This window comes from Helicobacter pylori NQ4053 (assembly GCF_000274605.1).
Lineage (GTDB): Bacteria > Campylobacterota > Campylobacteria > Campylobacterales > Helicobacteraceae > Helicobacter > Helicobacter pylori_CV.
This window is the reverse complement of sequence record NZ_AKNV01000003.1, coordinates 76123-90959: the sequence shown is the minus strand read 5'-3', so window position 1 is coordinate 90959 and position 14837 is coordinate 76123. Positions and strand designations below refer to the sequence as shown.

Below are 14837 nucleotides of genomic sequence, written 5' to 3'. Positions count from 1 at the left end.
TCCTTTAAGATTTTTGGAAACCACCTTTTGTATTAACATTCTTGATTCCATGCTCTGCATTTTCTCTCGCCAAGCAGTAATATCCTGTAGAAAATGCATTGGCTAAAAATTGCGTAAAGCCAGACTTAACGTCTTTTACAGCATTGTTCAACTTGGTGGAAAACTTGAACGAATCAGAATAATCTTTCATATTCTTTTGGTTGAAGCCAATTTTATCATACTCTGACAAAGGAACGCTTCCTACATTATGCGCAACTATCTTATCATTCACGAGCTTGAGCCACTCAGGGTTTTTTTGCGTTAGCATACCGGTTGCTTTTTCATTGATTGCTCCATTTCGGATATTGCTATTAATGCGTGTGTGGCTGTTAGTAGCGTAATTGTCCAATTTCGCTGACAAACTAGCAGGCACTTTTTTTGCACTTTCAGCCCATAGATTCACAGTATTGTTTTTTGTAGAATCTTTGAGCTTGTCTATCGTTTGCTCTAGATTGCCAAAAAAACCTGCTTTAGCTTCTGATACCGCTTGATTGAGATTGTCAATTTTCTGAGCCAATTTTTGATTCCTTGAAAGCCCTACCTTACTGAGATCATCAACTTTATCATGCCTTTTCAAAGGGAAAGGTCCGCCGAGATCATCAATCGTAGCATAAATGGGTTCAGGGCTAACTGATCGCCCTACCTTACTGAGATCATCAACTTTATCATGCCTTTTCAAAGGGAAAGGTCCGCCGAGATCATCAATCGTAGCATAAATGGGTTCAGGGCTAACTGATCGCCCTACCTTACTGAGATCATCAACTTTATCATGCCTTTTCAAAGGGAAGCCCGCTGCTTTCCCTACACCACCCAAACCACTTGCTATTTGATTGAGTCGGTCAATTTTTGCATTCACCTTTTTAGCAACTTGAGCATAAATGGGTTCTTCAGGGCTAGCTACTTGTCCTGCTTTCTTTTTATTAACTTTAGCATAAATGGGTTCTGTGCTGTTTTTGAGTCCATTATTGTTATTGTTGTTGAAATTTTTAAATTTCTCATTCAATTCTTTCTTGATATCCGAAAAATTTTTGGCGAGATTTGTGGCCTCTATTCCAGATAATCCATTACCGACTAGGGTTCCATTCACACCATTCTTAACGGATTGGTATATTTCAGATTTTTTTCCAGTATTGAAATCTTCATTTTTTTGAGTTTGTTGGGCCAATTGCTCCTTTGAGAAATTTTTGAGATCGGCTAACGCTTGCTCTACCCTACTGAAATCACCCGTTGCTTTAGCCACTGATGCCGCTTGATTGAGATTGTCAACTTTATCCGTTACCTTTTGATTGATAATCACATCTTTAACGGAATTTTCAAGGTCGCTTTTTGCTTGCGTTACCTTGCTGAAATCCTTATTTTTGCCATTTTTGAAGTCATTCAAAGCTGCATTAAGGTTTTCAACTTTTGAAATCCATTCTGGATTGATACCTAAATCTTTCACCGAGCCTTTAAGGGCTTTTAGTGTTTCTTCTGCCTTGCTGAAATCCTTATTTTTGCCATTTTTGAATTCATCAAAAGATTTACTAAAGTCTTTCAAATCCTTGTTGATATTTTCAAGTTTATCAGACAATTCCCTTTTGATACCTTTAAGATTTTGAGCGTAAGCGATTGCTCTTGCATCCCTATTAGCCTCTTTATTGATCAACGCAAAAATCTCATCTTTTTGGCTGTTAGCTTGAGCTTTTGCTTCCATTTTATTTTTGCTGCCGCTTTTGCTCTCCAATTTTTTCTCTACTTCTTTCTCTAAATGCTCTCGTTTCCTTAGAGATTTTTCAAGATCTTTCTGAGCTTTTTTCACTTCATCATAGTTGCCTGTGTTTTTAGCGTCAGCTACAGCTTTATTGAAGTTTAAAGCTTTTCCAACCAATTCTTTGTTACTGCTCAAAAAGTCTTTGATGAGCTTATTAACATCTTGTAGGGACAATCCTTTAGTGACTAGTTTATCCTCTAAATCCCGCCTTACTAAACTAGTGATAGCGAGATTATTTAAATCAGGCAAATTAAAGACAGCTACCTTGTTAAAGCCTGCGTCTAAATGGGAAACGCCATTCGTAGCACCCACACCCTTATTGGGATTCTTGGAGGCGTTGGTATATTTGAAATTAGAATAATCAACAAACATCACGCCATCATGTTTTAGGTTACCTTGGAGAGTGACATTTTTCTCCCTATCTAAAGCTTTATCTGCTTTTTTCCCATAATCTTTGAGAGTGTAGCTCAAATCCCCCTTATTAAACTCAGTAATTAAAGCTGAATGTTTTGGGTCTTTTTTAGAAACAAAAGCAATACGATCATTCCCTAGGGCGTCTAAATAAGGCTTAGAGTCTTTTTGAAAATCCTTAATCTCATTTCGGAATTTTTCTTTCTCTTTCTCGCTCAAGTTGTCTAATTTAGCATTGTTTTGTGCAAGAAATTCCATGAAATCTATTTTGTTTAGGATCTCTTCTTGACTCAATGCTCGTTGTGAGCCTGTGAGTTGGTCTTCTTTGTAGAGATAAAAACTAGGGTTGTTAATCCCTTTCTCACCACCTGCTATGACTAAGCCACTGCCGTTTTTCATATGCACATTAATTATTGTAGCCACATTGTTACCTTGTTGGTCTTTATAACCAACGGTGGCGTTCCAATCGTGCTTGTCTCCAAAACCACCATTGCCCGCATACAATAATGAAACTTTTTCAGGTTCTATGCCATCATGACTCCCCATTAACACAGAAGACAGAGTGTTATTGTGAATCAATAATTGATTGAACTTGTAATTGGGATCCATGTCGGCGACGCCCTCAACATCTAACATTTCCATATCGCCAAGAGTGAATTTAGAAAAATTACCCCTTTCATCAAGCAAATCCCTAGATTCAGGCGGTAAGCCTTGTATGTGAGTGGTGGTAGTGGCTATATCTGGTTGGACATGAGGAAGTGGTTCTTGATTGATTGCTTCTTTGACATCAGAAGATTGTTTTTTGTCAAATATAAATGATAAAAAAATATCCAACCAATCCCCACCAGTAGGCTCTCCATTTTTTTCTGCTTCTTGCCTTTCTTTCAAGGATTCATCAAACACGCCCATGAACTTTTGATCCGTTCGGATTTGATTCCCTATGATGATTCCTGCAAAAGATTGTTTGGCAGATTTCAAAAACTCTGCTTTTTCTTTGTCATCAGGGATAGGGGGTTGTATGGTATGTTCCATAAAATTTCGGATCGATCGGGTGTTGATTTTAGATGGATCGTTTTGATGGGACACCCAACTTGTGAAAATTCGGTAACGCTGATCCCCAAATTTCTGAAAGCTCTTTGTGGAAGATTCTACATCAATGAGATTGTCTTTGTTGATTAAATCGTTGCTCTTATTGATAAAGTCTGAAAAATACTGATTCTTTTTGGTAGGATTTTTGATCGCTTTATTGGAGTATTCTTCCCTTAATTGCGAGATTCCATCAAAAGCTTGCCTGTTATCCCTATCATTCTTATCAACGATTGGTTTTTGATCAGGATCAAATGAAGCGACAGCGTTATCAAGCTTAAGAAAAGCTACCTGAAGATTATTAATAAATTGCTGCGGGTTAAAAGCCGCTTCGGCTTGTGGTTGTTGGTCAATAGTTTCGTTAGTCATTGTTTCTCCTTACTATACCTAAATTTGGTATCAAAGACTGCTAAAAATCACTACACACTTTGAGTAGTCAATTCATGCATGTCTTTGAACATTATCACTATACCATAATATTTAGAATATTTGGCATTTTTTCATTAATATTGAAAAAGTCCGATCGTTGCAGGCGTCTAAAGGCTAGGGACGATTCACATTTTTACCTATAATTAACAAAAATTTGCTAAAATGGACAAATTTTAACAAAGAAAAGAAATTAAGAAATGAGCCTTTTTGAAGAAATCAAATGCAATGCTAAAGATGGTTGGAGAAAGAAGCAAGGTGAGCGCATGAAGCGTTCTAAAAATGGTTTGGTTTGTGTTTGCCATACTTATTATAGTAATTATAGTGTATGTATTTGTAATTAAGCGTTTGTGATCCACAGATCCACATGGGAAACAAAATGGAAAACAAATCAATAGGACAGATTTTCAAAGACAGCTTCAAAAAAAGTTTCTTTAGTGGTCTATGGAGTTGCTTAAAATGGAGCTTTATTCTCACTCTGATCAGCTTGGGTTTGTTTTTGCTTGTTTTTAGGTTTCAACCTGAGACGATTAAAAAATACATCAAAGATCCTAAAGATCTACAATTCTACAACGACTTGAGAAAGAAAAATGGTTGGGACAAGTAGGTTTATTGTTCCTAAATTACGTCAGTTGTCAAACAAAAGCGTCGGTTTTGATTTAAATTATAAAGTAGCGCTTGTATGAATGGTATAAAAATACTTTTTTTTGATATACTTAAACGATTGATTTCAATTTGAAAGGAAACGCATGAAATTTTTTACAAGAATCACTGACAGCTACAAGAGAGTTGTAGTAACTTTAGGGCTAGTGGTAACGACCAATCCTTTAATGGCGGTCACCAGTCCTGCAACAGGCGTTAGTGAGACTAGAACGTTGGTTATTCAGATCATTTCTGTTCTAGCGATCGTAGGTGGTTGCGCTTTAGGGGTCAAAGGCATAGCGGATATTTGGAAAATCTCTGATGACATCAAAAGAGGTCAGGCGACTGTTTTTGCTTATGCACAGCCCATAGCTATGTTAGCGGTGGCAGGTGGCATTATCTATTTGAGCACTAAGTTTGGCTTCAATATTGGCGAAGGTGGAGGAGCTAGCTAAATTGATCAACAATAATAATAGTAATAAAAAGCTAAGAGACTTTTTTTTGAAAGTTCTCTTAAGTCTCGTTGTTTTCAGTTTGTATGGGTTAGCAAATGATGATAATCAAGCCAAAAAAGAAGCGCTAGAAAAAGAAAAAAACACTCCCAATGGGCTTGTTTATACGAATTTAGATTTTGATAGTTTTAAAGCGACTATCAAAAATTTGAAAGACAAGAAAGTAACTTTCAAAGAAGTCAATCCCGATATTATCAAAGATGAAGTTTTTGACTTCGTGATTGTCAATAGAGTCCTTAAAAAAATAAAGGATTTGAAGCATTACGATCCCATTATTGAAAAAATCTTTGATGAAAAGGGTAAAGAAATGGGATTGAATGTAGAATTACAGATCAATCCTGAAGTGAAAGACTTTTTTACTTTCAAAAGTATCAGCACGACCAACAAACAACGCTGCTTTCTGTCATTGCGCGGAGAAACAAGAGAAATTTTATGCGATGATAAGCTATATAATGTTTTATTGGCCGTATTCAATTCTTATGATCCTAATGATCTTTTGAAACATATTAGCACCGTAGAGTCTCTCAAAAAAATCTTTTATACGATTACATGTGAAGCGGTGTATCTATAAAGAGAGGGGTGTTTGTGGCAAGCAAGCAGGCTGATGAACAAAAAAAGCTAGTTATAGAGCAAGAGGTTCAAAAGCGGCAGTTTCAAAAAATAGAAGAACTTAAAACAGACATGCAAAAAGGTGTCAATCCCTTTTTTAAAGTCTTGTTTGATGGGGGGAATAGGTTGTTTGGTTTCCCTGAAACTTTTATTTATTCCTCCATATTTATAAGACAAAAAGATTCCTATTGCGACAAAAATTATCCCAACAATCCCCATAGCACCGCTCAAGACACAACATAAAACCCCTGCTCCAATGAGACCTAATGAATCATAACGCTTATCAGCCAGACTGTTTTTGAAAAAATTTACAAAAGCGTTTGGTTTCTTTGTTTCATGGGTTGTTTCAGTTGTATTGATTGTGTCAGCCATAGTGTTACCTCCATAAGGTATATTCTCAATTTGTTACTATGAAACAAATTCATGTTATTATAGCAAAAAATATGAAACCATCTCCCTATTGCTTGTCGCTACTATGTTGTTGTTTGTAGTCTAAAAAGAGATGATTTGATAGAATGAAGCGTTTAAGTTAGATCGATTAAGCTTGCTGCTATCCATTCAAATTGCTTTGAAAGTTCGCTTGTGATCTGGCTAGAAAAACAGGCTAAAGAATGGCTCAAATTGTAAAAGGACTTGACATGTTTAAAGATTTTTATCGCACCACCCTCTCTTTTTTAAAGCCTTTATTGCTTTTATTGGGTTTATTGTTGCCGTTTTCACTTTGTATAGCTGATGAATATATTAGCATAAGTGATGATTGGGATGAAAGGGCACGAAATCAGTGGGATGAAATTGCACGAAATCATAAGACATATTATTTTGAAAATGGTTTAGACCATTTTAATCAAGGCCAATACAAACAAGCCTTTAAAGATTTTAAATTGGCGCAAGAATACAGCATTGGGCTTGGCAATGTTTATTTAGCCAAAATGTATTTGGAGGGAAAGGGCGTGAAAGTGGATTACAAAAAAGCGCAATTCTATGCACAAAACGCTATCAAAGGGTATGGGAGCGGGTTGTTAGGGGGCGCTCTTATTTTAGGACGCATGCAAGCAGAAGGTTTAGGGATGAGAAAGGATTTGAAACAAGCGCTTAAGACTTACAGGTATGTGGTTCGCATATTTTCTAATAAAAGCACAAATTATTTTGCTAACAATTTTAGATTACCAAACCTTGTGTTCACTAGTATGCTTATTGGATCGCGATTCATTGATCTTTCAGGTTTGAGCGCGAATCCTATAAAATTTGGAAAGAAGTTTGGAATACTTGTTATGAAATCCACTCAAATCAAAGATAAGACACTTCTTTGGGAAGATATTGCTGAAATTTCAAGCAATATTACTTTACTCAAACAACAAATGGGGGAGATCCTTTATAGGATTGGGATCGCTTATAAAGAAGGGCTTGGCACTAGAAAGAAAAAGGACAGGGCTAAAAAATTCTTGCAAAAATCCGCAGAATTTGGCTATGAAAAAGCCATGGAAGCTCTGTAATTTGTAATCAAACTTTGTATTAGGCTTGACTGAATGGGTTAAAAAATCCGTTTAGACTGCTCCCATTAAAACAAAGCCCTATTTTTCCATTATAATAGACACTTGATTGTTTTCAATCTCTACATAAAGTTCTTTTTGAGAATTGGAGCTATAAGAGAGCTTGTTATGCTGGTAGGCTTTATAATCTTGGTCAAACGCCACATAAAACAAGCGTTTGTTTTGAGAGTTGGGGTAAGGGATCACCTTGATAGAAGAAAAAGCGATATTCTTTTTTTCATTTTTTGCAAACACCCTTTTTTTATACTCTTTAAAAGCGTTGAATTTCATGCCGTCATAGCGAGTGAAATTGGGGTTATAAAAACGCATGTAGCGTTCAAAATCGCCCCTAGCCCAAGCTTCTTTCCATTGGAAAAGGGAGCTTAAAATCATGCTCAATTCCTCTTTGGTGCTGGGGGAAAACTTGTCTTCATAGGTGATAAGGAACGCTTTTTCGCCTTTTAACACTTTATCATAAGAGCTTAGGATGGGGTTTTCAATCGCAATGCAGCCCTTAGTGTTCAATTCATTCCGATCGCCATTTAAAGGCATTCCATGCACCCAAATGCCATGCCCGGTGCGTTTTTTCAAGGTGTCATACAAATTAGGGTAATTCGTTACAAAAGCCAAAACGCCATAATATTGATCCAAACGCTCTAATTTCTGCGTGATACGATACACTCCAATAGGCGTGGCCAAATCGCCCTCTAAAGTTTTATCGCCCTTTTTAGAGCCTACAAGGGCTTTAGAGCTGTTGATTTTTTTAAGCATGTTGTTTTCTATTTCATAAAACTCCAAACTGGGCTTGGATTTATCCGCTACAAATAAAAACTGCTTGTTTTGATAATAGCCAAAATCCGTGTCCTTGTTTTGAAGCTCTTCTGCCCAAAAAGATTTATCCGCTAAATAAGAATCCAGCTTTTGACCCACCACTTCCAAGCCTTGTTTTTGATAAAGGCGCATGATTTCTAACAAACGATCACTAGCATTCAATCCCACAAACCCCATTAACAGAGCCGGTAATATTTTTTTCAATCCCTTTTCCTTTGATGGATATAACCCAGTTTTTGCAAGCTCTTTTCTTCCTTACTCCATGATTTTTGAGCGATCACTTGCAAGTTTAAAAAAACCTTTTTTTCGCCCACTTCTTGCATTTTTAATCGCGCGTTAGTCCCGATGCGTTTGATATTTACCCCGTTTTTGCCTATCACGATTTTTTTTTGGCTTTCTTTTTCTACGATAATGTGCACATAAACCTTGTCTATGCGTTCTTCTTCGATAAATTTATCAATCATCACATCGCTTTCATAAGGGATTTCATCGCTCAAAAAATCAAACAAACTCTCCCTAATGATTTCCTTATAAATATCGCGCATTTTTTCATCGCTCATTAAATCCTTTTCAAAAAGCCATGCGCTAGGGTTTAAATGCTTGCTGATGCATTCTAAAAGCGCGTTTAAATTTTGAGATTTTTTCGCGCTCAAAGGCACTAGATCTAAAAATTGCGAAGCGTATTTTTGATACTCTTGTAATTTTTGTAAAACCTGCTTATGCGTGGCTGTGTCAATCTTACTCAAAGCCAAGATATGGGGTTTTTGGCACAAACTCAAAAACTCTTCATACCCTTTCAAATCATCATGCACAGAAGCCAAAAAAACGCACAATTCAGCATCGCTCATCGCTTTTAAAGCCTGTGAGAGCATGCACTGGTTGAGTAATTTTTCTTGATGATGGAGCCCTGGTGTGTCTAAAAAAATGATCTGGCTCTCATACCCTTCTTTGTCTTTAAAAGGCACGATGCATTTCATCAATTTTCTGGTCGCATTAGCCTTATGCGAAACAAGGGCTAAATGAGCGTTTAATAAAGTGTTTAAAAGAGTGCTTTTTCCAGCGTTTGGTTTGCCTATAAGAGCTACAAAGCCCGCCTTAGTTTTCATCATAAAATATACTTCACCAAATTTTCATCAGCCACTAAATCCTCTAGCTTTGATTGAACCAATTCTTTAGTGATAGTAATATTTTGCCCCGAATAATCCTCCGCTTCAAAACTAATGTCTTCTAGCACTTTTTCAATGGTGGTGTGCAACCTTCTAGCGCCTATATCTTCGCTTTTTTGATTGGCGTTATAAGAAAGTTTGGCTAACTCTTTGATCGCATCGTCTTCAAACGCAATTTCTACGCCCTCCACTTTTAAAAGGGCTTGGTATTGCTTGATGATAGAGGTTTTAGTTTGGGTTAAAATCATATACATGATTTCTTCGGTTAAATTTTCTAACTCCACCCTTAAAGGGAAACGCCCCTGTAATTCAGGGATGAGATCGCTCGGTTTAGAAAGATGAAAAGCCCCTGCCGCAATGAATAGAATATGCTCTGTTTTAATAGAACCATACTTCGTATTCACCACACTCCCCTCTACAATCGGCAACAAATCCCTTTGAACCCCCTCTTTACTGGGATCTTGACGGCTTCCTTCTTTAGAGCTGACAGCGATCTTATCAATTTCATCAATAAAAATCACCCCTGAACTTTCCGCACGCTTCAAACCCTCCATTTTAATGGCTTCGCCATCTAAAAGCGTGTCGCTGATTTCTGCTTTTAGGGCTTCTTTAGCCTCTTTAACGCTTAAAGTTTTTTTGACTTTATCCTGTTCTTTATGGAAAACCTTAATCAAATTTTCTTGAACCCTTAAAATTTCAGGCGGCACATTGGAATCAATCTCTATGCTTTTTTTACGCACTTCAATTTCAATTTCTCTACTATCCAACTCGCCTTGTGCGATCCTTTGTTGCATTTTTAAAAGGCTGTTAGCGTATTCTTGTTTTTTCTCTTCACTCACGCCACTAGGCAAGGGGGGTAGGAGTTTTTTAGCGATTTTTTCTACAACCGCCTCTTCAATCTTGTCTTTTAATTTTTCTTTATGCTCATTTTCCACTAAAAGCACGCTGTTATTGACTAAATCCCTTACCATAGACTCCACATCGCGCCCCACAAAACCCACTTCTGTGTATTTGCTCGCTTCCACTTTCACAAAGGGGAGTTTCATGATTTTTGCCATTCTTCTTGCTATTTCCGTTTTACCCACGCCAGTAGAGCCAATCATTAAAATGTTTTTAGGCGTGATTTCTTCTTGTAAGGATTTTTCCAGTTGCAAACGCCTGTAACGATTCCTTAAAGCGATAGCGATAAACTTTTTAGCCTCCTTTTGCTCAATGATGTATTCATCCAAATAAGCGACAATTTCTCTTGGGGTCATATTCAATTTAGACATTAAAGCTCCAAAATTTTAATATTCGTGTTGGTGTAAATGCAAAGATCCCCTGCGATTTTTAAGGACTCTTCTACGAGTTTTCTTGGCTCTAAATGAGCGAAATGATCCAAAGCCCTAGCTGCGCTCAAAGCAAAATTCCCCCCACTCCCAATAGCAGCGATCTTATTGTCTTCAGCCTCTAAAACATCGCCCATGCCGCTCAAAATAAAAATGTGATCCAAATTTAAAACGATCATCATCGCTTCCAATCGGCGTAAATACTTATCCTTGCGCCATTCTTTGCTGAAATCTACTACGCTTTTAAACAAATCCCCCTTTTTACTCTCTAAAATGCGTTCAAACATATCAAACAAACTAAAAGCGTCCGCGGTGCTTCCGGCAAATCCGCTTAAAACCTGGTTGTGATACAAGCTTCTGATTTTTGTCGCATTGGCTTTGACCACGCAATTACCCAAAGTTACCTGCCCATCGCCTCCAATGAGCGCGAACTTTTTATGATTCAATTCCCCTCTATAGCCTAGGATCGTCGTCGCTTCAAACATTTTCTACTCAGCCACCACATCAATTTTAAACACGCCCGCAATCCCCGATCCAAGCTTGACTTCAATCTCATAAATCCCTGTGCTTTTAATCGGGTGTTTGAGTTCAATGTCTTTTTTATCTAAATTTAAACTCGCATGCTGTTCTTTCAAACGCTCCGTGATTTCTTCCTTAGTGATCGCTCCAAATAAAGAGCCGTTCGCGCCAACTTTTTTGTGGATAGTCAGCGTGATGGTTTGTAAGGTTTCTACCATTTGCAATTTTTGCGCCTTTTCTAGGGCTTCTTTTTCCGCTTTCTTTTTAACTTCGGCTTTGTATTTATTGATCACTTCGTTAGTGGCGAGTTTGGCTTTTTGGTTAGCGATTAAAAAGTTATTCCCATAACCATCTTTAACCTCACACACTTCACCTGCTTTGCCTAAATTTTTCACATCTTCTAATAATAGAACTTTCATTATATCCCCTTTAAGTTGTAAGTAATTTGTAATTATACTCTTTTTATAATAAAAAAGGCTCTATTCTCATCAAATGTTGATCGCTAAAATTTTTTTAATTTTTTTGAAAGAAGTTTGTTTTTAAGCTTTTTAATGATGTTTTTATAAAACTTTAAGGGGGTAGTTGGGTATTTTGAAATAATCCCCCTCTCAAAATCCCCTAAAACCCTACGAACGCTTTAAGAAGTTATCGCTTGGCTAAAATTAAAATTAAAATTAAAGTCAAGTTCTCCATTGTTTAATTTAAATTTTATTATCAACGCTTGATTGGAGCGGAGTCAAAATAAAAACTCCATATTCAACAAAACATTGATTTAAAAACCTTTAAAGGCATTTTCTTAACTACAAAAGCTAATTGCCTTGACCAACTCGCACCCATGTGGATGCAAGAGTTTAACTATGATACTTTTTTATTGAAATCTAATACCCATAGTAGAAAGAAGAGAAAGTGAATAAAAGAGTGCTTTCTTAAGTTCTTCATTTTGATCTAAAGTCTGCTTAAGACCACCATTCAAATGTTTGGCTCTACAAACTTGTATAGCACCACCTTTTAAAGGGTTGCCGTATCTATCATAGTAAACGCCATCTGAAACAGTAAAGTTATCTTTATTTTTTTTCATAATATTTCCTTATATGAAATTTAAAATCATACCCCTATTTCTAGGATATGGCTAACTATACCTAATAGCTAGCAAACGAATATTACCACAAAAAAAGAAAACAGAATGCCAAAATTTTAAAAAAGGTGGTTTTTAGTCTCTAAAAATTTAGAACGTCAATTTTACTTTTTTACCCCATAAATGCTATAATCACCCCTATCAATCAAACTCAATTCATAACAATTAAAGGTGGTTAATGATAGTAAGAACTCAAAATAGTGAAAGCAAGATCAAAGAATTTTTTGAATTTTGCAAAGAAAATGAAGTGGAATTTGTGGATTTTAGATTCAGCGATATTAAAGGCACTTGGAATCACATCGCTTATTCTTTTGGGGCTTTAACGCATGGCATGCTTAAAGAGGGGATTCCTTTTGATGCGAGTTGTTTTAAAGGCTGGCAAGGCATTGAACACTCCGATATGATTTTAACCCCCGATTTGGTGCGTTATTTCATTGACCCTTTTAGCGCGGATGTGAGCGTGGTCGTGTTTTGCGATGTGTATGATGTGTATAAAAACCAGCCTTATGAGAAATGCCCTAGAAGTATCGCTAAAAAAGCCTTACAGCATTTAAAAGATTCAGGTTTGGGCGATGTGGCTTATTTTGGCGCGGAGAATGAATTTTTTATCTTTGATTCCATTAAGATTAAAGACGCTTCCAATTCCCAATACTATGAAGTGGATAGCGAAGAGGGCGAATGGAATAGGGATAGAAGCTTTGAAAATGGCGTGAATTTTGGGCATAGACCGGGCAAGCAAGGAGGCTATTTGCCTGTACCGCCAACGGATACGATGATGGATATTCGCACTGAAATTGTGAAAGTCTTAAACCAAGTGGGGTTAGAAACTTTTGTCGTCCATCATGAAGTCGCGCAAGCGCAAGGCGAGGTGGGCGTAAAATTTGGGGATTTAGTGGAAGCCGCTGATAATGTCCAAAAACTCAAATATGTGGTTAAAATGGTCGCTCATTTAAATGGGAAAACCGCCACTTTCATGCCAAAACCCCTATATGGGGATAACGGGAGCGGGATGCACACCCATGTGAGCGTTTGGAAAAACAACGAAAACCTTTTTAGCGGCGAAGCTTACAAGGGCTTGAGTGAGTTTGCGTTGCATTTTTTAGGGGGCGTGTTGCGCCACGCTAGAGGGTTAGCCGCTTTCACTAACGCTTCCACTAATTCTTACAAACGCTTGATTCCGGGATATGAAGCCCCATCTATTTTAACCTATTCGGCTAATAACAGGAGTGCGAGCGTGCGTATCCCTTATGGGATTTCTAAAAACAGCGCGAGGTTTGAATTCAGATTCCCGGACAGCTCATCAAACCCCTACTTGGCTTTTGGGGCTATTTTAATGGCGGGCATTGATGGCATTAAAAATAAAATGGATCCCGGCGAAGCGATGGACATTAACCTTTTCAAGCTAACTTTGGACGAAATCAGAGAAAAGGGTATCAAACAAATGCCCCACACTTTAAGGAGATCGTTAGAAGAAATGCTAGCCGATAAGCAGTATTTAAAAGAGGGGCAGGTCTTTAGCGAAGAATTTATTCAAGCCTATCAGTCTCTTAAATTCAACGCTGAAGTGTTCCCATGGGAGAGCAAGCCCCATCCTTTTGAATTTATCACCACTTATTCATGCTAAAACAATGAGTGGGTTAATAATCCCATTTTAACAATTTAGAATAGGGCAAAAATGCCTTGTTCTTAAAAAAAGTGGTTGGAAAAATTGATTTTCTTTGCTTTTTGGTTTTATTTTAATAGGGTATTGATCATAAAATTTAAAAAATAGCTTAAAAGCATTTTTTAAGATAAATGTTAAAAGAGCTTGCGAAAAGCGAGCGATGATTTCTTGTGATACGGTCTTTTGGGGTTAGGGGGGTTTAGTTTTGGGGGGGTTAAAAGGGGGAGAATGATTTCAAAATACCCCCTATCTCCTTAAGAATTTTACAATAAAATAAAACCTAAAACTATAAAATAAAGTTTTAAAACAACTTAGCAGAAATCCCCCAACATTTTTAGCGTTTGGAATGAATGCTACTCATTTATAATATCCCCATGCATTCGTATCTACAGCAAGAAGTGTCGGGAGTTACGCCTTTAAAGATGTGATGCGTGAGAAATCGAACGCACTTGGGACGCTCAAGCTCTGTAAAATCCCTAATTATAGGGACACAAAGTGAAAGCCAAACTCTCCCCCAATATCAGCCTAAAAAAGCCTGTGTCTTTAGCGTTTGAGCGCTTCACTATTCTTGAAAAAGCAAAAAATTTGTTTTAATCCTGTGTTTTTTGTGTTTTGAAATTTTTGAAATGCTTGGCTCAATCAACATTTAACAAAAAAGCCAAAACATTTTTTAAGAAGAAAAAACCCTAAAACCCAATATCAGTTTGATTGCTAAAATAAGGGCTACCAAAGTCTTTGGGTGTGTGGCGTGCTTCTTTCTCTATAACAGCGTCTTTAACGCAAGCAACACGCAAAGCGTCAAAATAAGTCTCAACGCTAGTGCAACCGCCGAGTAAAGACGCTCCAATGAACACGCTATTTCTAATGGTTTTCATTTTATATCCTTTTGTTTTAAAATTTTTAATAACTTACATACTTTAATCATGCGTCTATGATAGTTAAGATTTATTATGAAACAAAAAGTAAATGAAACTCAAAACAATCAAAATAACGCCCTAAATCCCAACCAGAAACGCTACCCTTTGTAATCCTTGATAATTTTTGCTATAATAAAGCCCTAACTAAAATTTCTCCTTTTATTTTAGTTAGGCTCCTTGAATTGAAATTGTAGTAGGGTTTACCACACTTGCCTTGTGTTACTAATCACACAAGGCAAGATTAATTCTTGCAAAATAAACTCTTCCAATACAG

Annotated in this window: 13 protein-coding genes and 2 pseudogenes; 6 read left to right on the top strand and 9 right to left on the bottom strand. The window is 37.0% G+C overall.

Translation table 11 applies throughout. The features are described 5' to 3' along the window. Positions 1–4: 4 nt before the first annotated feature. Positions 5–3655: a type IV secretion system oncogenic effector CagA gene (gene cagA, locus AYS37_RS02335; protein WP_000180700.1), complete on the bottom strand. Its 3651-nt coding sequence runs from the start codon at positions 3653–3655 to the stop codon at positions 5–7. Between the two features lie 436 nt (positions 3656–4091). Here cagA and cagB point away from each other — a divergent pair, with 436 nt between their 5' ends. The 4 genes and pseudogenes from cagB to AYS37_RS08080 all read left to right on the top strand — a co-directional run. After that, complete coding sequence (gene cagB, locus AYS37_RS02330) at positions 4092–4319, top strand: cag pathogenicity island protein B (RefSeq protein WP_000428886.1); 228 nt, start codon at positions 4092–4094, stop codon at positions 4317–4319. 142 nt (positions 4320–4461) lie between these two features. Next, on the top strand, positions 4462–4809 hold the full coding sequence (cagC, locus tag AYS37_RS02325; protein WP_000668170.1) for a cag pathogenicity island type IV secretion system protein CagC: 348 nt from the start codon (positions 4462–4464) through the stop codon (positions 4807–4809). Positions 4810–4813: 4 nt separating this feature from the next. Then, the gene (cagD, locus tag AYS37_RS02320; protein WP_025445965.1) at positions 4814–5437 is read left to right on the top strand and encodes a cag pathogenicity island type IV secretion system protein CagD; all 624 of its coding nucleotides are present in this window, start codon (positions 4814–4816) and stop codon (positions 5435–5437) included. An 8-nt stretch (positions 5438–5445) separates the two neighbouring features. Next, positions 5446–5646: pseudogene (locus tag AYS37_RS08080) on the top strand (hypothetical protein); the annotation flags it as partial. Here the strand turns inward: AYS37_RS08080 and AYS37_RS02315 are convergent. Next, positions 5644–5847 (bottom strand): annotated as a pseudogene (locus AYS37_RS02315) (cag pathogenicity island protein Cag1); the annotation flags it as partial. The pseudogenes AYS37_RS08080 and AYS37_RS02315 overlap by 3 nt on opposite strands. Positions 5848–6113: 266 nt before the next feature. On the opposite strand from AYS37_RS02315, the gene AYS37_RS02310 reads away from it, so the two are divergent. Further along, on the top strand, positions 6114–6968 hold the full coding sequence (locus AYS37_RS02310; protein ID WP_000471676.1) for an SEL1-like repeat protein: 855 nt from the start codon (positions 6114–6116) through the stop codon (positions 6966–6968). A gap of 78 nt (positions 6969–7046) precedes the next feature. Here the strand turns inward: AYS37_RS02310 and csd6 are convergent, their stop codons facing one another. The 6 genes from csd6 to AYS37_RS02280 form a co-directional block, all read right to left on the bottom strand. Further along, positions 7047–8039, bottom strand: a complete 993-nt coding sequence (gene csd6, locus AYS37_RS02305) for a cell shape-determining L,D-carboxypeptidase Csd6 (RefSeq protein WP_000722749.1) — start codon at positions 8037–8039, stop codon at positions 7047–7049. Further along, positions 8036–8941: a GTPase Era gene (gene era, locus AYS37_RS02300; protein ID WP_001874525.1), complete on the bottom strand. Its 906-nt coding sequence runs from the start codon at positions 8939–8941 to the stop codon at positions 8036–8038. Before era ends, csd6 begins: the two co-directional genes overlap by 4 nt. Then, complete coding sequence (gene hslU / locus AYS37_RS02295) at positions 8941–10272, bottom strand: ATP-dependent protease ATPase subunit HslU (protein WP_000040738.1); 1332 nt, start codon at positions 10270–10272, stop codon at positions 8941–8943. Before hslU ends, era begins: the two co-directional genes overlap by 1 nt. Beyond that, positions 10272–10814 (bottom strand): ATP-dependent protease subunit HslV, encoded by a 543-nt coding sequence (hslV, locus tag AYS37_RS02290; protein ID WP_000461025.1) that lies wholly within the window; start codon positions 10812–10814, stop codon positions 10272–10274. The genes hslU and hslV overlap by 1 nt, the downstream gene beginning before the upstream one ends. A 3-nt stretch (positions 10815–10817) precedes the next feature. Then, positions 10818–11267, bottom strand: coding sequence for a 50S ribosomal protein L9 (rplI, locus tag AYS37_RS02285; RefSeq protein WP_000866289.1), 450 nt, complete (start codon positions 11265–11267; stop codon positions 10818–10820). Between the two features lie 449 nt (positions 11268–11716). Then, the gene (locus AYS37_RS02280; protein WP_000739617.1) at positions 11717–11926 is read right to left on the bottom strand and encodes a hypothetical protein; all 210 of its coding nucleotides are present in this window, start codon (positions 11924–11926) and stop codon (positions 11717–11719) included. Between the two features lie 235 nt (positions 11927–12161). On the opposite strand from AYS37_RS02280, the gene glnA reads away from it, so the two are divergent. Then, positions 12162–13607 (top strand): type I glutamate--ammonia ligase, encoded by a 1446-nt coding sequence (gene glnA, locus AYS37_RS02275; protein ID WP_000637147.1) that lies wholly within the window; start codon positions 12162–12164, stop codon positions 13605–13607. A 725-nt stretch (positions 13608–14332) separates the two neighbouring features. Here glnA and AYS37_RS02270 read toward each other — a convergent pair. Further along, positions 14333–14521, bottom strand: a complete 189-nt coding sequence (locus AYS37_RS02270) for a hypothetical protein (RefSeq protein WP_000849529.1) — start codon at positions 14519–14521, stop codon at positions 14333–14335. Positions 14522–14837: the final 316 nt, after the last annotated feature.

Bases quoted from the DNA above. Each gene is read 5' to 3' on its own strand.
- cagA (WP_000180700.1), bottom strand. From the start codon at position 3,655: ATGACTAACGAAACTATTGACCAACAACCACAAGCCGAAGCGGCTTTT.
- cagB (WP_000428886.1), top strand. From the start codon at position 4,092: ATGGAAAACAAATCAATAGGACAGATTTTCAAAGACAGCTTCAAAAAA.
- cagC (WP_000668170.1), top strand. From the start codon at position 4,462: ATGAAATTTTTTACAAGAATCACTGACAGCTACAAGAGAGTTGTAGTA.
- AYS37_RS02310 (WP_000471676.1), top strand. From the start codon at position 6,114: ATGTTTAAAGATTTTTATCGCACCACCCTCTCTTTTTTAAAGCCTTTA.
- era (WP_001874525.1), bottom strand. From the start codon at position 8,941: ATGAAAACTAAGGCGGGCTTTGTAGCTCTTATAGGCAAACCAAACGCT.
- hslU (WP_000040738.1), bottom strand. From the start codon at position 10,272: ATGTCTAAATTGAATATGACCCCAAGAGAAATTGTCGCTTATTTGGAT.
- hslV (WP_000461025.1), bottom strand. From the start codon at position 10,814: ATGTTTGAAGCGACGACGATCCTAGGCTATAGAGGGGAATTGAATCAT.
- rplI (WP_000866289.1), bottom strand. From the start codon at position 11,267: ATGAAAGTTCTATTATTAGAAGATGTGAAAAATTTAGGCAAAGCAGGT.
- AYS37_RS02280 (WP_000739617.1), bottom strand. From the start codon at position 11,926: ATGAAAAAAAATAAAGATAACTTTACTGTTTCAGATGGCGTTTACTAT.
- glnA (WP_000637147.1), top strand. From the start codon at position 12,162: ATGATAGTAAGAACTCAAAATAGTGAAAGCAAGATCAAAGAATTTTTT.
- AYS37_RS02270 (WP_000849529.1), bottom strand. From the start codon at position 14,521: ATGAAAACCATTAGAAATAGCGTGTTCATTGGAGCGTCTTTACTCGGC.